The organism is Arthrobacter sp. 10T416, assembly GCF_056394165.1.
On sequence record NZ_JBFTHI010000007.1, the window covers coordinates 124,421 to 142,949 of the forward strand.

The 18,529-nt window shown below is 69.1% G+C and carries 18 protein-coding genes; 13 read left to right on the plus strand and 5 right to left on the minus strand.

From position 1 onward, the window contains the following. Window positions 1–126 precede the first annotated feature (126 nt). Window positions 127–1,290: a trans-sulfuration enzyme family protein gene (locus tag AC1DBE_RS09790; protein WP_476970375.1), complete on the plus strand. Its 1,164-nt coding sequence runs from the start codon at window positions 127–129 to the stop codon at window positions 1,288–1,290. Here AC1DBE_RS09790 and AC1DBE_RS09795 read toward each other — a convergent pair. Further along, window positions 1,287–2,576 carry an MFS transporter gene (locus AC1DBE_RS09795; RefSeq protein ID WP_476970376.1) on the minus strand — a complete coding sequence of 430 codons (1,290 nt, stop codon included), beginning with the start codon at window positions 2,574–2,576 and terminating at the stop codon, window positions 1,287–1,289. The genes AC1DBE_RS09790 and AC1DBE_RS09795 overlap by 4 nt on opposite strands. Before the next feature lie 87 nt (window positions 2,577–2,663). On the opposite strand from AC1DBE_RS09795, the gene AC1DBE_RS09800 reads away from it, so the two are divergent. Next, window positions 2,664–3,647: a LysR family transcriptional regulator gene (locus AC1DBE_RS09800; RefSeq protein WP_476903263.1), complete on the plus strand. Its 984-nt coding sequence runs from the start codon at window positions 2,664–2,666 to the stop codon at window positions 3,645–3,647. A gap of 13 nt (window positions 3,648–3,660) precedes the next feature. Here the strand turns inward: AC1DBE_RS09800 and AC1DBE_RS09805 are convergent, their stop codons facing one another. Then, entirely contained in the window at window positions 3,661–4,701 is a 1,041-nt protein-coding gene (locus AC1DBE_RS09805) for a nitronate monooxygenase (protein ID WP_476970377.1), read from the minus strand. A 36-nt stretch (window positions 4,702–4,737) separates the two neighbouring features. Between AC1DBE_RS09805 and AC1DBE_RS09810 the strand changes: the two genes are divergently transcribed. After that, window positions 4,738–5,670: an N-acetylglucosamine kinase gene (locus AC1DBE_RS09810; protein ID WP_476970378.1), complete on the plus strand. Its 933-nt coding sequence runs from the start codon at window positions 4,738–4,740 to the stop codon at window positions 5,668–5,670. Between the two features lie 21 nt (window positions 5,671–5,691). Here the strand turns inward: AC1DBE_RS09810 and AC1DBE_RS09815 are convergent, their stop codons facing one another. Further along, complete coding sequence (locus tag AC1DBE_RS09815; protein WP_476970379.1) at window positions 5,692–6,714, minus strand: pirin family protein; 1,023 nt, start codon at window positions 6,712–6,714, stop codon at window positions 5,692–5,694. A 65-nt stretch (window positions 6,715–6,779) separates the two neighbouring features. Between AC1DBE_RS09815 and AC1DBE_RS09820 the strand changes: the two genes are divergently transcribed. The 8 genes from AC1DBE_RS09820 (at window position 6,780) to AC1DBE_RS09855 (ending at window position 14,658) form a co-directional block, all read left to right on the plus strand. Further along, complete coding sequence (locus tag AC1DBE_RS09820; protein WP_476878980.1) at window positions 6,780–7,232, plus strand: NUDIX hydrolase; 453 nt, start codon at window positions 6,780–6,782, stop codon at window positions 7,230–7,232. Between the two features lie 238 nt (window positions 7,233–7,470). Further along, complete coding sequence (rsgA, locus tag AC1DBE_RS09825) at window positions 7,471–8,616, plus strand: ribosome small subunit-dependent GTPase A (RefSeq protein ID WP_476878981.1); 1,146 nt, start codon at window positions 7,471–7,473, stop codon at window positions 8,614–8,616. A 226-nt stretch (window positions 8,617–8,842) separates the two neighbouring features. Beyond that, entirely contained in the window at window positions 8,843–9,937 is a 1,095-nt protein-coding gene (locus tag AC1DBE_RS09830) for an ABC transporter ATP-binding protein (protein WP_476970380.1), read from the plus strand. Then, window positions 9,937–10,647 (plus strand): ABC transporter permease, encoded by a 711-nt coding sequence (locus AC1DBE_RS09835; RefSeq protein ID WP_476970381.1) that lies wholly within the window; start codon window positions 9,937–9,939, stop codon window positions 10,645–10,647. The genes AC1DBE_RS09830 and AC1DBE_RS09835 overlap by 1 nt, the downstream gene beginning before the upstream one ends. Continuing rightward, on the plus strand, window positions 10,644–11,390 hold the full coding sequence (locus AC1DBE_RS09840; protein WP_476878984.1) for an ABC transporter permease: 747 nt from the start codon (window positions 10,644–10,646) through the stop codon (window positions 11,388–11,390). Before AC1DBE_RS09835 ends, AC1DBE_RS09840 begins: the two co-directional genes overlap by 4 nt. Further along, window positions 11,387–12,349, plus strand: coding sequence for an ABC transporter substrate-binding protein (locus AC1DBE_RS09845; protein ID WP_476970382.1), 963 nt, complete (start codon window positions 11,387–11,389; stop codon window positions 12,347–12,349). Before AC1DBE_RS09840 ends, AC1DBE_RS09845 begins: the two co-directional genes overlap by 4 nt. A gap of 164 nt (window positions 12,350–12,513) precedes the next feature. After that, window positions 12,514–13,734: a pyridoxal phosphate-dependent aminotransferase gene (locus AC1DBE_RS09850; protein WP_476903083.1), complete on the plus strand. Its 1,221-nt coding sequence runs from the start codon at window positions 12,514–12,516 to the stop codon at window positions 13,732–13,734. Window positions 13,735–13,803: 69 nt separating this feature from the next. Next, complete coding sequence (locus AC1DBE_RS09855) at window positions 13,804–14,658, plus strand: polyphosphate kinase 2 family protein (protein WP_476903082.1); 855 nt, start codon at window positions 13,804–13,806, stop codon at window positions 14,656–14,658. A gap of 37 nt (window positions 14,659–14,695) precedes the next feature. On the opposite strand, the gene AC1DBE_RS09860 is transcribed toward AC1DBE_RS09855, so the two are convergent. Continuing rightward, window positions 14,696–14,947 (minus strand): exodeoxyribonuclease VII small subunit, encoded by a 252-nt coding sequence (locus AC1DBE_RS09860; RefSeq protein ID WP_476879431.1) that lies wholly within the window; start codon window positions 14,945–14,947, stop codon window positions 14,696–14,698. An 81-nt stretch (window positions 14,948–15,028) separates the two neighbouring features. Continuing rightward, the gene (xseA, locus tag AC1DBE_RS09865) at window positions 15,029–16,315 is read right to left on the minus strand and encodes an exodeoxyribonuclease VII large subunit (protein ID WP_476970383.1); all 1,287 of its coding nucleotides are present in this window, start codon (window positions 16,313–16,315) and stop codon (window positions 15,029–15,031) included. Window positions 16,316–16,524: 209 nt separating this feature from the next. On the opposite strand from xseA, the gene AC1DBE_RS09870 reads away from it, so the two are divergent. Both AC1DBE_RS09870 and AC1DBE_RS09875 read left to right on the plus strand, forming a co-directional pair. Next, window positions 16,525–17,373: a hypothetical protein gene (locus AC1DBE_RS09870; RefSeq protein WP_476970384.1), complete on the plus strand. Its 849-nt coding sequence runs from the start codon at window positions 16,525–16,527 to the stop codon at window positions 17,371–17,373. Window positions 17,374–17,411: 38 nt separating this feature from the next. Then, complete coding sequence (locus AC1DBE_RS09875) at window positions 17,412–18,497, plus strand: 4-hydroxy-3-methylbut-2-enyl diphosphate reductase (protein WP_476970385.1); 1,086 nt, start codon at window positions 17,412–17,414, stop codon at window positions 18,495–18,497. Window positions 18,498–18,529: the final 32 nt, after the last annotated feature.

The window sequence follows — 18,529 nt, forward strand, 5'->3', positions numbered from 1 at the left end:
TCCTTGATGTGTTGTGCATTCATCATAAACGGCACTATCCGGCAGTTCCATTCAAAAGCCCTACAAAACTCCGAATTATTGCCAGATACTTACCGCATTCAACGGTGAATATTCATAAGGAGTACGGTGCTTTCTCAAGACTCGCTGGCGGTCCACGCCGGCCGCAACGGCCTGACGGAACTCGGCGTCCACGCCGTCCCGATCGATCTCTCCACCACGGCTCCGCTGCCGTCGGTCCACGACGGCGGTCTCGCCTATGAACAGATGGCCACCGGCGGCGCACACCTGGACGGGCAGAGCACCGTCTACCAGCGGCTCTGGAATCCCACGGTCGCTCGGTTCGAGGAGGGTGTGGCCGTCCTCGAGGCCACCGAAGAAGCCGTCGCCTTCGCCACCGGCATGGCCGCCCTCAGCGCGGTGCTCCTCGCCGTCGTCGCCACCGGAAAGAAGCACGTGGTGGCGGTCCGTCCGCTCTACGGCGGCAGCGACCACCTCCTGGCCTCCGGTGTGCTCGGCACCGAGGTCACGTTCACCACCCCGGACGGGATCCGGGCGGCGCTGCGGCCCGACACCGGGCTTGTCATCCTGGAGACCCCGGCGAACCCTAGCCTGGAACTGGTCGACATCAGCGCCGCAGCCGCGGCGGCGGACGGTGTGCCGCTGCTGGTGGACAACACGTTCGCCACCCCAGTGCTCCAGCAGCCGTACCGGCACGGCGCGGCCATGGTGCTGCACAGCGCCACCAAGTTCTTCGGTGGCCACGGTGACGCCATGGGCGGCGTCGTCGCGGCGGGTCCCGAGTGGGCCGTCCGGCTCCGCCAGATCCGTGCCATCACGGGCGGAATCCTCACGCCCTGGCCCGCGTACCTCCTGCACCGGGGGCTGGCCACCCTGCCGGTCCGTGTCCGGGCGCAGCAGGCAAGCGCGGAAAAGGTCGCCGCCGCCCTGTCCGGGCACGGGCTGATCCGGCGCGTCTTCTACCCGGGGCTGCCGGAATGCGACCCGCAGGGCCTGATCGGAACCCAGATGGCGGGAGCTGGTTCACTGCTGGCATTCGAACTAGCCAGCGCAGAGCACGCCGAACGTATTCCGGCGGCCGTCAGCATGATCACCCACGCTGTTTCGCTGGGCGGCATCGACACCTTGATCCAGCACCCGGCCGGGTTGACCCACCGCCCGGTGGCCGCGGACGCGAAACCGCACGCCAGCCTGCTGCGGGTTTCCGTGGGGCTGGAGGACCCGGCGGATATCGTTGCCGACCTGGTGCAGGCGGTCGAAACGACCCGCTAGCGGTCCGGCCGGGGCGCCTTGGGTGCGCCGGGGTGCACGACGGCGGTGATSACCGCCGTCGTGCACGCCAGGCCCATCACCGCGAGGGCGAGCGCGGTCCAGCCCAGGCCCTGGAAAAGCAGGCCGCCGGCCCAGCCGATGACACTGGACCCGAGGTAATACGCCAGGTTGTAGAGCGAGGCGGCCTGGGCCCGGCCCGTACTGGCAATTACGCCGGTCCAGCCGGAACCGATGCTGTGCGCCGCAAAGAACCCGCCGGTGAAGAGGAGTAGGCCGGCCAGGATCAGGACCAGCACCTGGGTCAGGGTCAACGCCAGCCCGGCGACCATCAGCACCGTTCCCGCCACCAGCACGTTGCGCCGGCCGAACCGCGCCGTCAGCCCCGCAGCCCAGCGGGCGGACACGGTCCCGGAGAGGTAGGCCAGAAAGATCAGGCTGATCAGGGAGGCCGGCAGGCTGAATGGCTGACCCGAAAGCCGGAAGCCCAGGTAGTTGTAGACCGCCACGAAGCCGCCCATCAGCAGGAAAGCCTGCACGTAGATGGCCAGCAACCGCGGATTCCGGGTGTGGCCGGCCAGCGTGGTGAGCGCCCCGCGGACGCCTCCCGCGGCCGTGGCCGTGAAGTTCCGTGCAGGCGGGACCAGCACCAGGAACAGCACGGCGGCGGCGGTGGCCATCACGGACACGGCCAGGGCCGCGGCCCGCCAGCCCCAGAGCTCGCCGACCGGGCCCGCCACAAGCCGGCCCGCCAGCCCGCCCAGGGTGGTGCCGGCAACGTAGGTTCCGGCCGCCATCGCGGCATGGGCCGTGTTCACCTCCTCGTTGAGGTAGGCGATCGCGATGGCCGGGATTCCTCCCAGCGCCATGCCCTCCAGCGTCCGCAGGACCAGCAGCACCGCGAAGCTGGGAGCCAGGGGAGCCAGCAGCCCCAGGACCGTAGCGGCGCAGATGCCCCAGGCCATGGCCCGCACCCGCCCGATCCGGTCGGCCAGGAACGACCACGGAAGGACCGTAACGGCCAGTCCCACCGTGGCGAGGGAAATGGTCAGGGCGGCCTCGGCAGCCGTCACCCGCAGTTCCCCGGCGATCAGCGGCAGCACGGCCTGGGTGGAGTACAGCTGCGCGAACGTGGCGACGCCGGCGAAGGCCAGCCCGGCAAGGATCCTGCGGTAGGCCACGGAACCCTTCGAGTGGCCGGCCGGCGCCGGGGCCGGACCCGCCCCGGGAACGGCCGCCGGTGCCGCCTGCGCGCCGGCGGTGGCCTGGGGGAGCGGGTGGCTGGACATCTACCCAGAGTAGGCTGAGCGAAGACATGCTTCCAATGCATGGTTTCGATGGAATTGATAGCTAGGACGGAACGATTGGAGCCCGCCATGGACGTGGAGCACAAACAGCTGGTCCAGTTGCTGCCCCTCCTGCCGTTGCTTGCCGAGCTGGGCCGGACCCAGCACATTACGGGCACGGCCGAGGTCCTTGGGCTGCCGCAGTCGACGGTCAGCCGGGGTATTGCGCGGGCCAGCAGCATCATCGGGACGGAACTGCTGCTCCGCGACGGGCGCGGTGTCCGGTTGACCCCGGCGGCCCGGGCGCTGCTCCCGTATATCGAGGCGGCGCTGGAGGAGTTCCGCAGCGGCCTGGACCTGGTCCGGCACGAGTCCGACGTCGTCCGGGGCCGCATCGCCGTGACGTTCCAGCACACCTTCGGCGAGGCCATGCTTCCCCTACTGATCAGCGCTTTCCGCGGCCGGCATCCCCAGGCCGCCTTCGACCTGAGCCAGGGGGCCCGGGACGGCTGCCTCGCAGAACTGGCCGCAGGCGACGCCGACCTCGCCCTGACCGCGCCCGTGGCCGCACCGAGCCGCCTGATTTCCTCCGCCGCCCTGTACCGCGAACCGCTGCGGCTGGTGGTGCACCACCGCCACCCCCTGGCACAGCGACGCAGCGCCCGCCTGGCCGAGATCCGGCAGGACCCGTTCGTGGCCATGGGGCCGGGCTACGGCATGCGCTCGCTGACCGACGCGCTCTTCAGGGAGGCCGGCTTCCGGCCCAGGATCGCGTTCGAAAGCCAGGACTCCCACACGGCCAGGGGCCTGGTCTCCGCCGGGCTCGGGGTCAGCATCCTTCCGCCCGGCGGGCTGGCCCCCGGACGGCACACCCCGGCCCAGCCCGGGGACCTGGGCTGGGTGGAACTGGCGCTGGACTCCGGGCTGGCCTTCCGGGAGATCGGCCTGGCGTGGCGAGAACGGCGTGGGGGAGCCGACGCGGAGCCGGACCCCGTCCGGCTCTTCCGCGAACTGGTCCTCACCGAGGGGCCCGCGCTCCTGGCCGGCTTCGTCCGCGGACGCTCGGGGAACTGAACCTGCCGCGGCCTCAGCCCAGCAGCGGGGCCAGAACCTCCGCGACGGAACCCGGCCGTGCCTGCTGCCAGCCTGTTCCGGCCCAGAGGTTCAGCCGCTCGGGATCCCCGGCGCCGGCCGCGGCAGCACGGAGCGGGGCCGTCAGGTGGTGCACGGCCGGGTAAGAGGCCGGCGCGTCGGGGTGGTCGCGGACGAACTCATTGACCAGCGCCCGGGCCGCCCGCCCGGTGAAGGCCCGGGTCACCGCGGTCTGCGTGAAGTGCGGGCTGGCGAGGGCGTCCTTATGCAGTTGGCGGGCACCGCTCTGGTCCGTGCGAAGCAGGGCCGTGCCCAGCTGGGCGGCCTGGGCCCCCGCGCCGAGCACCTCGTCCACCCCGGCGGCGTCCATGATCCCGCCGGCCGCCACCAGCGGGAGGTCGACGGCGGCCCGCACGGCGGTGATCAGCTCGGCGGTCGTCCCGGGAACGGCGCCGGCCGGTGCTGTCGAGCCCGACGCCGGCAGGAAAGCCCCGCTGTGGCCGCCGGCGCAGCCGTGCTGGACCACCAGCGCATCGATGCCCTGGCCGGCGGCGTGCCGCGCCTCATCCGGCGTCGTGACCGTGGCAAGCACCATCGATCCCGCCCGATGCAGGGCCCGGACGGCGCCGGCGCCGGGAAGACCGAACGTGAAACTGACCAGCTCCACCGGGTCCGCCAAGAGGGCGTCGATCTTGCCCTGCCATTCGTCGTCGTCGTCGATCCGCAGGGGCGGCAGCTGCACGCCGTAACGCGCGGCATCGGCGCCCAGCTGCAGCCTGAAGTCCTCCAGCTCAGCGAGGACAGCGGCGGACGGCGGCAGCTGCGCCGGATCCGGGACAAAAACATTCATGCCGAACCGCGCACCGGCCTCCCGCACGGTCCGGATATCCTCCTGCATGGCGGCCACCGTTTTGTACCCGGCGGCCAGGAATCCCAGCCCGCCGGCCGCGTGGACGGCCGTAACGAAGTCCGGGGTGGAAGTCCCTCCGGCCATCGGGGCGGCGATAATCCGGGTGCCAAAGATCCTCTGCGGCATTGCTCACTCCTGTCCGACATTCAGTAGGCTGGTCCGGTGACCCATTCTGACATCCCCGCCCCGCCCGCCGCCGCTGCCTCCACCGCGGCCGGTGCCGTGATCGGCCTTGACATCGGCGGCACGAAGACGCGCGGCGTCCGGTTCGAGGCCGGCGCCGCCGTGGCCGACGAATCCGTAGGCAGCGCCAACGTCCAGAACGTCACCCCGGCAGAAGCCGCCCGCAACCTGGCGGACCTCTTCGCCCGGATCGGCGGGGGAAACGTTGCCCAGGTTTACGCCGGCGCAGGGGGAATTGATACCGACGACGACGCCGCCGCGCTCGCCGCCCTGATCGCCCCACACGCGCCGGGCGCCAAGATTACTGTCGTCCACGACTCCCGGCTCCTGCTGGCGGCCGGCGGGGCCAGCACCGGCGTCGCCGTGATCGCGGGCACCGGCTCGGCCGCGTGGGGCCGGAACAGCCGCGGCGACGAGGCCCGGGCCGGCGGCTGGGGCTACCTGCTCGGTGATGAGGGCAGCGGCTACTGGCTGGGCCGGGAGGCCGTCCGCCACAGCCTGCGCCGGATGAACCAGGGCCTGGAACCGGACGAGCTGACCCGCGCCCTCCTGGCCTCCTGCGGGACGGACCACCCGAACAAGCTCATCGCATTGTTCCATTCGCCGGACACCGGCCGCCGCTACTGGGCCCAGCGCGCCCGGCTCGTTGTGGAAGCCGCCGACGCCGGCCACGCCCCAAGCCAGGCCCTGATCGTCCAGGCCGGCCGGGACCTCGCTGCCATGGCTGAGCAGGCGGTGCGGCAACTCGGCATCGACGGCCCGGTCATCCTGGGCAGCGGGCTGGGCATGAACGTGACGCGCCTGCAGGAATCCTTCCGCGCAGCCCTGGCCGGCGCCGGGATCACCGACGTCCGGGTGCTGCAGCAGGAACCCGTGTTCGGAGTGCTCCAACTCGTCGCCGAGCAGGGCTAGCCTCCGACCAGCTTCCCCGAATCAGCGCCGGCGCCGCGGCCGCAGCGGCACTCCCGGCAGCGGCGGCGCGGGGATCCGGCCGGCCTCGGCACCGGCGTCGGGCCCGTGCCCGTGGACCAGCCCAAAGCGTGCCCGGGCCGCATCCGCGTCCGGGAGGGCGGCCTGGGCCTCCCACTCCAGCCGCGACTGCTCCACTTCCTCATGGCTGCGGCCGACGAAGTTCCACCACATCAGCAGCTCTTCTTCGAACGGTTCACCGCCAAGCAGGACAAAGCGGGTACCCGGAGCCGACTCAAGGTCCAGGCTGGTGCGACCGGACCCGAGGTAGCCCAGCGGCCCCGGCAGCACCTGCTGGCCGTCCAGTTCCACGCCGCCGTCGAGCACCAGCACAGCGTGTTCAAACTCCGGGTCCAGCGGCACGCTGATCCGGCCCGCGCAGCTGATATCGGCACCGACGATCGGTGTGTACACCGTGGCCGGTGACCTGGTGCCGGCCAGGGTCCCGACAATCACCGTCGCGGCGTACCCGTCCCCTTCCACGACCGGCAGCTCCCGGTGCTGTTCGAAGGCCGGCGCGCGGTGCCGCTCGGCTTCCGGCAACGCCACCCACAACTGGAGTCCGCGCTGGAGCGGCAGCCCGGCGTCCGCGGCCGCGGGAAGCACGGCGAACTCGGAGTGCGAGACGCCGTTCCCTGCCGTCATGATGTTCAGCTCACCGGGCCGCACAATGACGTCGCTGCCCACGCTGTCACGGTGCCTGATGGTCCCCGCCAGCGGCCACGTGACGGTCTGCAGCCCGGTGTGCGGGTGCGGCAGCACGGACATGGCCACCCGGTCCGGCCCGAAGCTGTCCAAAAAGCACCAGGCGCCCACCGTCGGCAGCCCGCGCTGGGGCAGGGTGCGGGAGACGGTCATGGCACGGACCCCGCCCAGCGGAACCTCCCGGGCCGGCCACAGCTCAAGACACGGCCCGCTGGCCTGGCCCTCCACTGTTCCGGCGGGAGGGCAAACTTCTTCGGGCGGAAGCACTTCGAGGTTGGTCACCCTCAAACTCTAGGGCCGAACCCGGAGTTCCGGCAGGGCCGGCGCCGCGCGGATAAGCTTGATCAATGACCCTGTCCTTCGATACCCGCCCGGCCGCCTACGCCCTCATCGTCCGCGACGACAGCCTCCTGCTGGCGTACTGGAAACAGGGCGGCCGCGAAGGCTGGACCCTCCCGGGCGGCGGCCTGGACCTCGCCGAGCACCCGGTTGACGGGTGCCGCCGGGAAGTCTTCGAGGAAACCGGCTACGACGCCCGGATCGGCGCCATGCTGGGGATCGACGTCGGGCACTGGCCCGCGGAGACCCGGCTGGACGGCGGCCGGCGGGACTTCCAGTCGCTCCGGCTGGTCTACGAGGCGACCATCACCGGCGGGGAGTTGAGGCACGAGGTAGGCGGCAGCACCACCCACGCTGCCTGGATCCCGCTGGACGACGTGGCAGGGCTGAACCGGGTGTCCCTGGTGGACGCCGGACTCCGGCTGTACCGCGAGCGGCCGCTGGACGGAAAGCTCTCCTGAGAAACCCCTAGCCACCCGCGGCCCGGCCGGTTACCCTTGGAAAACCGCGGCCGCGACGGCCGCCGGACAACCGGGGAGGTGGAAGCAATGAATGCAACGGAACTGCGCGCACAGCGCACAACTTCACGCCACATCATTATTCCTGCCCCGGCACTTCGCATCTCCTAGCCCCTCCAGCTGGCCGGTCCATTCCGAGCACAGCGGGCATTGCGCCGCCGGGCCCATCAAAGGGTTTCCATTGAATTCTGAGCGCAGTCATGACACCGGCCTCCAGGGGCCGGTCCGCTATGGGTTTACCGATGCCGTAGCGGAACTTTTCACCACCACCCCCGTCCCGGGCGGGACCAGCGCGGGCCGGGTGGTCCGTGTGGACCGCAACCTGGTGCTGGTCGCGGACCATACCGGTCAGGCGCACCTGCCCTATCCACGCGCCGGCGTCCTGCCCGCCACGGGCGACTGGGTCTGGCTGGGCAGCAACCCCGGGGGCGAGCCCATCATTGCGGGGGTGCTGCCGCGCAGTTCGGAACTGAGCCGGAAGAAGGCCTTCGAGGCGTCCTCAGAGGCGCAGGTCCTGGGCGCCAACATGGACATCGTCGGCGTCGTGGTGCCGGTGGACCGTCCGCTTACCCACAACAGGCTGGAACGCACACTGGTCGCGGCCTGGGACTCCGGCGCCACGCCCCTGGTGGTGATCACCAAGGCCGATCTCGCGGACGTGGCGGACGACGTCGTCGGGCAGGTGATGATGCAGGCCGCCGGCGTCGACGTCGTCACCACCTCCGCCGAACAAGGCGACGGCCTGGACGCGCTGCTGGCCTACCTGCCTGCCGGCGGGACCATTGTGCTGCTGGGGCCTTCGGGCGCCGGCAAGTCCACCCTCATCAACGCCCTTGTGGGGTTCGAGGTACAGGAAACCGGAGCCGTCCGGGCCGGGGACGGCAAGGGCCGGCACACCACCACCTCCCGCGAACTGGTCCCGCTGCCGGGCGGTTCGGTGCTGATGGACACACCGGGGGTCCGGGGCTTCGGCCTGTTCGACGCCGAGGACGGCATGGAGGAGGTCTTCGGTGACCTGGAGGACCTCTTTGGCCGGTGCCGCTTCGCCGACTGTGCGCACCACCGCGAGCCCGGTTGCGCCGTGCAGGACGCGCTCGCCGACGGGACCCTCGATGAGCGCCGCTGGACCAGCTACCTGAAGATGCAGCGCGAACTCGCGGCCCTGAACCGGCGCCACGATGCGGCGGCCCGGCGCGCCTACCAGCGGGAGTGGCATCAGAAGGTGGTGGTGGCCAGCCGGAGCCAGCGGGCCGCCGAGCGGTTCAGCCACGACCAGGCCGGCCGCGGAAAAGGCAAGCCCAAGGGCAACCGGAAGGGCGCCGACTAGGCGCGGAGCCGGGCGGCACCCATCCGGATTCCGCCCGGCCCCGAATGCCGGGGGTAGCCGCAGCACATGGGGCAATCGGGGCCGGTTTGTCCCAAACGATGCCCCGACTTTGTCCCAGGTGGCAGCTACGCTGGGTCATATCCGCTTTACAGCCAAAAATCAGGATGCATATGATCAGTTGGCTGGACCGTCCCATGTTGCCGCCAACAGTTAGGTAAGCCCCGGAATGGCAGAGGCCATGATCGAGTTCCAGAGCGTCACCAAGCAGTACCAGGGCGGCCAGGCCGCCGTCGACGATCTGAGCATGTCCATCGACAAAGGCGCCATCACGGTCTTCGTCGGTCCGTCGGGCTGCGGGAAGACCACCTCCCTGCGGATGATCAACCGCATGGTCGAGCCGACGTCGGGCACCATCACCGTGGACGGGCGGGACGTGACCTCCGTCCCGGCCGCGCAGCTGCGCCGGTCCATGGGCTATGTCATGCAGTCCTCCGGCCTGATGCCGCACCGGTCCGTGCTGGACAACATCGCCACGGTCCCGCGGCTCAATGGTGTGTCCCGGGCGGACTCCCGGAAACGCGCCGAGGAACTGCTCGACGTCGTTGGTCTCGCCTCCGTCCTCGGCCGGCGCTACCCCTCACAGCTCTCCGGCGGCCAGCAGCAGCGTGTGGGCGTGGCCCGGGCGCTGGCGGCGGATCCGCCGGTGCTGCTGATGGATGAGCCCTTCAGCGCAGTGGATCCGGTGGTCCGCGACGAGCTGCAAAAGGAACTGCTCCGCCTGCAGCGCGACCTCGCCAAGACCATCGTGTTCGTCACTCACGACATCGACGAGGCCACGGTCCTGGGTGACAAGGTGGCGGTCTTCGCCGGCGGCGGCAAGCTGGCGCAGTACGCCGCGCCCGAGGAAATCCTCCGCGCTCCGGCCAACGACTTCGTCGCCTCTTTCGTGGGCCGCGACCGCGGCTTCCGGCACCTCGCGTTCAGCCCGTCCGACGGCGTGACGGTCCACCCGGTGGACACCGTCCGTGCCGGCGAGCTGGGCTCCGGCGCACCGGGCGCCGATGAGTGGCAGCTGGTGGTTGACGACGACGGCCGGCCGCTGGGCTGGTGCGCGCCGGGTGCCGGGCGGGAGACTGTCCCGGGAGGCTCGCTATTCCACAAGGGCGAGACGCTGCGCCGCGCCCTGGACGCCGCGCTGTCCTCACCGTCGGGACGCGGCGTCGCCGTCGACGCGGAGGGCCGGGTGGCAGGCGTGATCTCGGCCGAAGAAGTACTCGCCGTGATCGAAGCGGACCGCCGGGTCCGGCAAGGTGCGCGCTGATGCAATGGTTCCTGGCCAACAGCGGGCAGGTCTTCAGCCTCGCCGGCCAGCACCTGGTCCTGGCCATCCTCCCGATGGTCTTCGGCCTGCTGATTTCGATTCCGCTGGCCCAACTGGGCCGCCGGAACCGGACCCTGCGCACCGTCATCCTCACGGCGTCGTCGCTGCTCTACACCATCCCTTCGCTGGCGCTGTTCATCATCCTGCCGACCGTGCTGGGCACCAGGATCCTGGACCCCGCCAACGTTGTGGTGGCCCTGACGATCTATGCCGTGGCGCTCCTGGTCCGCGCAGCCCTGGACGCCTTCGATTCGGTCGATGAGGATCTCCAGCAGGCGGCCGTCGCCATGGGCTTCAAACCCTTTGCGCGTTTCGTCCAGATCGACCTGCCCCTCTCCCTACCGGTGTTGTTCGCCGGCCTGCGGGTGGTGTCGGTCAGCAATATCTCCCTGGTCAGCGTCGCCGCGCTGCTGGGCATCGGCAACCTCGGAATGCTCTTCACCTCCGGCCTGCAACGGGACTTCGTCACCGAGGTGGTGGTGGGCATCATCGCCATCCTGGTCCTGGCACTCGTGATGGACGCGCTGCTGGTCCTGCTGGAACGGCTCCTGACGCCCTGGACCCGCGCCAGCGTCGGGAAGACCGGCACGTCCGGGGAACCCGCAGCCGCCCGGCGCCTCGCTGACTCCACGGCGGGGGCGTCCGCATGAGCAACGTCTTCACCGATACCTTCGCCTGGCTGGCTGATCCCGAAAACTGGTCCGGCAGCACCGGTATCCCCGTGCGGCTGGCGGAGCACCTGCAGTACACCGGGCTGGTGATGCTGATCGCCACCGCCATCGCGCTTCCGATCGGCCTCTACGTAGGGCACACCGGCCGTGGCCGGGTGGCCGTGGTTGCCCTCGCCGGTGCCCTGCGTGCGCTTCCGACTTTGGGCCTGCTGACGCTGTTCGTGCTGCTGGCAGGCATTGGTCTGATGCCGCCGGTCTGGGCCCTCGTGATCCTGACCGTTCCGCCGCTGCTGGCCGGCACCTACGCCGGGATCTCCAGTGTGGACCGGAATGTGGTGGACGCGGCCCGGGCCATGGGCATGACCGAACTCCAGGTCCTCTTCCGGGCCGAGTTCCCCAACGCACTCCCTGTGATGTTCGGCGGCTTCCGCACCGGCGTCCTGCAGGTCATCGCCACGGTGTCCGTGGTCGCGTACATCAACCTCGGCGGCCTTGGCCGGTATCTCTTCGACGGGCTCGTCCTCTCCGACTTCCCCCAAATGCTCGGCGGCTCGCTCCTGATCGCGGGGCTGGCCATTGCCGTGGACCTGGTACTGGTCCTTGTCCAGCGGCTCTTCCTGACCCGCGGGGCCGCCAAAAAACCAAACCGCCGCCAGCAGGCAGCGGTTGATCTCACAGACCCCGCGACCGCGGAGACTGTTGTCCAAGGAGGTACGTCATGAAGGAAAACCGCCAACGAGCACTTGGCAGACGCGCATTCGGCGGCCTGGCCGCCGGCGTCGGACTGGCCCTGGCCCTGTCCGCCTGCGGGGGGTCGTCGAACCCGCTGTCCTCGGCACCTGCCAGCGGCGGTTCCTCCGGCGGAGCCGGCGGGGCATTGGTCATCGGGTCGGCCGACTTCACGGAGAGCCAGATCATCGCCGAGCTCTACGCCGGGGCCCTCAGCGGCGCCGGCGTCTCGGCCACCACCAAGCCGAACATCGGCTCCCGCGAGGTCTACTTCAAGGCCGTGCAGGACGGCTCAGTCGACGTGATTCCCGACTACAGCGGAAACCTGCTGCTGCACGTGAACAAGGACGCGACTGAGATCTCGGCCGACGACATCGCCAAGGCCCTGCCGGGCAAGCTTCCGGACGGCCTGGCCGTGCTGGACGCCGCCAAGGCCGAGGACAAGGACGCCATGGTGGTCACCAAAGCCACCGCGGAGAAGTACAAGCTCAAGTCCATCGAGGACCTGGCGAAGGTCTGCGGCGAGATCGTGGTGGGTGCGCCTGCCACCTTCAAGGAGCGTGCCTACGGTCTTCCGGGCCTGAAGAAGAACTACAACTGCGAACCGAAGAAACTCGAACCCTTCAGCGACGGCGGCGGCCCCGTCACGGTCAAGGCCCTGCTCTCGGACCAGGTCCAGGTGGCGGACATCTACACCACCACGCCGGCCATTGCCGACAACGACCTCGTGGTCCTGGAGGATCCGAAGAACAACTTCATCGCCCAGCAGGTCCTGCCGCTGTACAACAAGGCCAAGATGTCGGACAAGGCGAAGGAGGCCCTCAACGCCGTCTCCAAGCAACTCACCACCGAGGACCTGATCAACCTCAACCGCGCAGTCGGCGGCAGCGAGAAGCAGAACCCCAAGGACGCCGCGGCAGCGTGGCTGAAAGAAAAGGGCCTGGTCAAGTAGGCCCTTGAAGTAAGCGTTCGACGGCGGCTGCCGGGCCCGGGATAGTGGGCCCGGCAGCCGCCGTCGTTGTGTCCGCGGCAGCCTGCGGACGCCCGTGTGACGCGGTATCCCGCTGTGAGACAAGTCTCAACGGAAGTACATCCGCCATATGGCATATTTGATGAATGGCAGAATTCAAGCAGTCCACCAAGCTTCATAATGTCCTCTACGACATCCGTGGACCGATTCTTCAGGCCGCCCAGCAAATGGAGGCAGAGGGTCACCGCATCCTCAAACTGAACATCGGAAACCCGGCCCCGTTTGGGTTCGAAGCGCCGGACGCGATCCTGGTGGACATGATCCGCCACCTGCCGCACGCCCAGGGCTACAGCGATTCCCGCGGCATCTTCTCCGCCCGCACCGCCGTCTCGCAGTACTACCAGACCCGCGGCATCCAGAACATCCACGTCGATGACATCTACCTCGGCAACGGCGTCAGCGAGCTGATCACCATGTCGCTGATGGCCCTCCTGGACGACGGCGACGAGGTCCTGATCCCCACCCCCGATTACCCGCTCTGGACCGCGTCCGTGGCCCTGGCCGGCGGCCGGCCGGTGCATTACCTCTGCGACGAGGAATCCGGCTGGCAGCCCGATCTCGAGGACCTCGAAGCGAAGATCTCGCCGCGGACCAAGGGGATCGTGGTCATCAATCCCAACAACCCCACCGGAGCCGTCTACCCGGAGGAAACCCTCAAGAAGATCGTGGCCCTGGCCGAGAAGCACGGCCTGGTGCTCTTCGCCGATGAGATCTACGAAAAGATCCTCTACGAGGACGCCGTGCATGTGAACATGGCCAGCCTCACCGGTGATGACGTGCTCTGCCTGACGTTCAGCGGGCTGTCCAAGGCCTACCGGGTCTGCGGCTACCGGGCCGGCTGGATGGCCATCTCTGGCCCGAAGAAGGACGCCGGGGACTACCTCGAGGGCATTAACCTGCTCGCCAACATGCGCCTCTGCGCCAATGTGCCGGCGCAGCACGCCATCCAGACGGCACTGGGCGGCTACCAGAGCATCAATGACCTGATCCTGCCCGGCGGCCGCCTCCTGGAGCAGCGGAACAAGGCCTACGACATGCTCAACGCCATCCCCGGCGTCAGCACCCAGCAGGCCCGCGGCGCGATGTATCTTTTCCCGCGCCTGGACCCCGAGGTGTACCACATCCGCGACGACGAGAAATTCGTCCTGGACCTGCTGCGCCAGCAGAAAATCCTGGTCTCCCACGGCCGCGCGTTCAACTGGGTCCGCCCGGACCACTTCCGGATGGTGACGCTGCCGAACGTGAAGGACCTGGAGGAAGCAATCAACCGCATGGCGGACTTCCTCAGCCGCTACCAGGGCAACTAGGATTCGGGACAGCAGCGCTGCGGGACGTACGTCCGGCGGGCGGGCTGCCCGAACCGGAAAGAGGCTTTGATGGCAGATGTCGTGAACTTCGACGAGCACCCCTCCGAGACGCTGAAGGCTGGCAAGAAGTTCCGCCTTGGCGACGTTGACCCGGGTTCCACCCCGGGCTACGCGGGGGACAAGGCCGCCGGCGAGAAGCTGCTCAGCGAGCTCGACGGGAAGCTGACGCAGCTGCAGGAGCAGCTTTTCGCCGAGTCCCGGATCGGCGGCAAGAAGCGGGTGTTGCTGGTCCTGCAGGCCATGGACACCGCGGGCAAGGGCGGCATCGTCAACCACGTAATGGGCCAGATGAATCCGCAGGGCGTGCAGCTGAAGTCGTTCAAGGCGCCGACCCCGGAGGAGCAGTCCTACGACTTCCTCTGGCGGATCGAAAAAGAAGTTCCGGCTGCCGGCATGGTGGGCGTTTTCGACCGCTCCCACTACGAGGACGTGCTGATCCACCGGGTACACCGCTGGGCCGACGCCACGGAACTGGAGCGCCGCTACCGCGCCATCAACGAGTTCGAGGCCCGGCAAACGGCGGCGGGCACGAAGATCATCAAGGTCATGCTGCACATCAGCCGCGACGAGCAGCAGGAACGCCTGCTGGCCCGGCTGGATGATCCGGCGAAGCGGTGGAAGTACAGCAGCAACGACCTGAAGGAACGGGCGTTCTGGGACGACTACATGGATGCCTACCAGGCCGCGTTCGAGCAGACCAGCTCAGAGCACGCGCCCTGGCACGTAGTCCCGGCCGACAAGAAATGGTTTGCCCGGATCGCCGTCCAGCAACTGCTCCTGGACGCCCTCGAGGGGCTAGCGCTGGAATGGCCGGTCCCCGAGATCGACGTCGACATGGAGGCCGAGCTGGTGCGGCGCTCCTAGCTGCCGGCTTCCTGTCCGGCCCTGTCCAGGGCTCCTGTCAGGCTTCCTGGCCGGCCTGGCCCGCTTGGTCCCGGGCTGCGGCGAGGCGCTTGCGGGCTCCTTCGAGCCATTGCTCGCAGCGCTTTGCCAGGGCTTCGCCGCGCTCCCAGAGGGCGAGGGATTCTTCGAGGCTGGCGCCGCCGGCCTCGAGCCGGCTCACCACGCCGACGAGTTGTTCGCGGGCGTCCTCGTAGCTGAGTCCGTCGAGGTCCGTCTCCGGGGTGGGGGATGCCGTGTTTTCTGCTGCCATGGTGTTGCTCCTCTATACGTATGGTTGCCGGTTAGGCGATGCTTCGGTGCTGGTTCGGGGTTCCCGCGGTTTGGCGGCCGGTCAGTCCCCGCTGGCTTCCCCGCCGCCGGTGGACTGGGCTGTGAACCTGCCACCCGCCACCCGCACCGTGAGGGCTGTACCGGCCGGCGCCTGGCTGGGGTCCCGGACGACGTCATGGCGGGTTCCCGGCACGGACGTACCGTCGTCGAGCTGCACGACGGCGTAGCCGCGGTCCAGGGTCTTTTGCGGCGAGAGGGCGCGAACCTGGGCTTTGAGATGCACCAGCTGGTCCGCGGCCCGGACGACGGCGGTGTTGACGGCCGCATGGGAGCGGCCCTTGAGCCGTTCGACGTCGTCGTGCCGGGCCGTCACCATGCCCTCGGGCGATGCCAGGACAGGCCGCGAGCGGAGCGACGCGAGCCGGTCCGTTTCCCGCTCGACCAGCCGGGTGACTCCGCGGCGAAGCTGCTCGCGGGCTTGCCGCACCCGCGCCAGTTCCTCCACAACATCCGGCACGATCCGCTTGGCCGCATCGGTGGGCGTTGAGGCGCGCAGGTCCGCGACGTCGTCGAGGACGGGCCGGTCCGCCTCATGGCCGATCGCGCTGACAATCGGGGTGGCCGCGGCCGCGACGGCCCGGATGAGTTCCTCGCTGCTGAACGGGAGCAGGTCCTCCAGCGCCCCGCCGCCGCGGGCGATGACAATGACGTCCACCTCCGGCTGGGAGTCCAGTTCCTGCAGCGCACGGACCACCTGGGCCACGGCGGTATTGCCCTGGACGGCTACTTCACGGATCTCAAATTCGACAGCGGGCCAGCGGAGGGCGGCGTTGCGCAGCACATCCTTCTTCGCATCTGAGTCGCGGCCGGTGATCAGGCCGATCCGGTGGGGGAGGAGCGGCAGGCGTTTCTTGCGGGAGTCGGCGAAGAGACCCTCGGCCGCCAGCGCCTGGCGCAGCCGCTCAATGCGAGCCAGCAGGTCACCCAACCCCACGGGCCGGATGTCCTTGACGGACATGTTGAGCCGGCCGGTTTTTAGCCAGAACTCGGACTTCAGCAGCGCCACCACCCGGGACCCGCGTTCCAGCGGGGTAGCCTGCCGGTCCAGGACGTTGGTCCAGACCGAGGCCGGCAGCGAGATTTCCGCGTCGATGTCGCGCAGCGTCAGGTAGGCGTTCGTGCCGCGCCGGTTGAGTTCGATGACCTGGCCCTCGACCCAGGCCGAGGGCGCACGGTCGATGTGCATCTTCAGTTTCTGCGACAGCAGCTGCAGCGGCCAGGGGTTGTCCGGGCTGGTCTCGGCCGCGGTCGCCGGCAGGGTGGTGGCCGCAGCGGTATCTTCAGACATGCCGGTAACCGCAGGCGCGGCGCGCCTGGTCCGTGAGCTGGTGCATGTGCTGGTGCATGGGGTGCGGAGTCCTTTGCTGGAGGCGGGGAGCTGCTTCAACTCTATCCATAGCTTTACCAGCAGGGCCGGACGTTTTGGCCCGCTGCTTTCCGGTTCGCCGCGGCGCCACCGTAGGATGGCTCTACTCCCAACCCTCCTAGGAGACTTTCGTGCGCACTTTTGTCTCGGCCGTTGCTGTGCTGATCGGCCTTGCCATGGCGGCTGTCGCCGTCCCGGCCATGTGGGTGGACCGGAATATCGTCCAGGAAGACGGGTTCGTCGCCCTCACCGCACCGTTGGGGAAGGACCCGGCATTCCAGCAGAGGCTGGCCACCGCCGCCGTGAACGGTATCAATCTGGGCGGCCGGCAACTGCCCGACGCGGTCACGGGCCTGGTCAAACCCATTCTTGCCGAGGCGGCCCAGTCCCTGACCTCCGCGCCCGGATACTCGGACGCGTGGGCTGAGACCCTGCGCAGGAGCCACCGGCTCAGCTTCGCCGACCCCCGGACGCTGCCGCCCGAGGTGGACGGCACCTCCTCCCTGACCCTCGATGTCGCCCCGCTGGTGGGCCTGGTGGTCAAGCGGGTCTCGGACGCCTCGCCGGTACCGCTGAAGGCGCCGGACACGGTGCGAATCAACATCGGCCAGTCCAACCAGCGCCAGCTCATCGAACGGGTTTCCGCGTACGCGCCGATGGGATCTGCCGTGGCTGTGGGCGCGGCCATCGCCTTCGTCCTGGCTTTTGTCGCGGCCCGGCGGAAATGGACGGTCCTGGCGGGCGTCGGCCTGGGCGCCCTGGTGCTGGCCGGGGTGTGGAAACTGGGTTCGGACGCGGCCGGCAATATGGTCCAGGGGACCGGGAGCGGCAACGAGGTTGCGGACCTCTTCAAGCGCGAATTTGTGGCCGCCTCCACCGCCGGCTTTGGTCAGTGGATAGTGGTGGCACTCGTGGCCGGCGGGGTGCTCCTGGCCTCCGGGCTCATCCTTCGGGTAGTCGCCGGCCGCCGCAAGGCCTGAAATGACCGGCCACAGCGAACACCGGTAGCATTGGGGGCATGACCTCCACCGCTGTATCCATCCCGATGCCCTCCGTCCCGCGCCGCCGGCGATCGCCGGAGGAAGTGTTGGCGGCGGCTCCCGTGACCGGGGCGAAGAAGGTCCTCCTGGCCGCTCCCCGCGGCTACTGCGCCGGCGTCGACCGGGCCGTCATCGCGGTGGAAAAGGCCCTTGAGCACTACGGTCCGCCGGTTTATGTGCGCAAGCAGATCGTCCACAACGTCCACGTGGTCAGCTCCCTGGAGGAAAAGGGCGCCATCTTCGTGGACGAGACCGACGAGGTCCCGGAAGGGGCCCTGGTCATCTTCTCCGCGCACGGAGTCTCCCCGGCCGTGGTGCAGTCCGCCGAGGACCGCGGGCTGCGGACCATCGACGCCACTTGCCCGCTGGTGACCAAGGTGCACCGCGAGGCCGTGCGCTTCGCCAAGGACGATTTCGACATCCTCCTGATTGGCCACGACGGCCACGAGGAAGTCGAAGGGACCGCGGGTGAAGCTCCGGAACACATCCAGATCATCAACGGCCCGCATGAGGTCGACAAGGTGACGGTCCGGGATCCGGAGAAGGTCATCTGGCTTTCCCAGACCACCTTGAGCGTTGACGAGACCATGGAGACCGTCCGCCTGCTCAAGGAACGGTTCCCCACCCTGCAGGATCCGCCCAGCGACGATATCTGCTACGCCACCACCAACCGCCAGGTGGCCATCAAAAAGATCTCGCCCCAGGCTGACCTGGTGATCGTTGTCGGTTCGGCTAACTCCTCGAACTCCGTCCGCCTTGTTGAGGTGGCACTGGAATACGGTGCCAAGGCCTCCTACCGGGTCGATTTCGCCAACGAAGTCGACGAGTCCTGGTTTGAGGGCGTGGCGACCGTCGGCGTGACCTCGGGGGCGTCCGTGCCGGAGGTCCTCGTGAAGGACGTCCTGCGGCTGCTCGCCGACTACGGCTACGGCAGCGTTGAGGAAGTCGTCACGGCGGAGGAAGACCTGCTCTTCTCCCTGCCAAAGGAACTCCGCGCCACCCTGAAGCGGGCCGGGGACGTCTCGCGTGCCCTCGGCGGCCGCGGCGCCCGCCCGACCGACTAGTACCGCCGGGCAGACGTGGCCGGGCAGCTCCT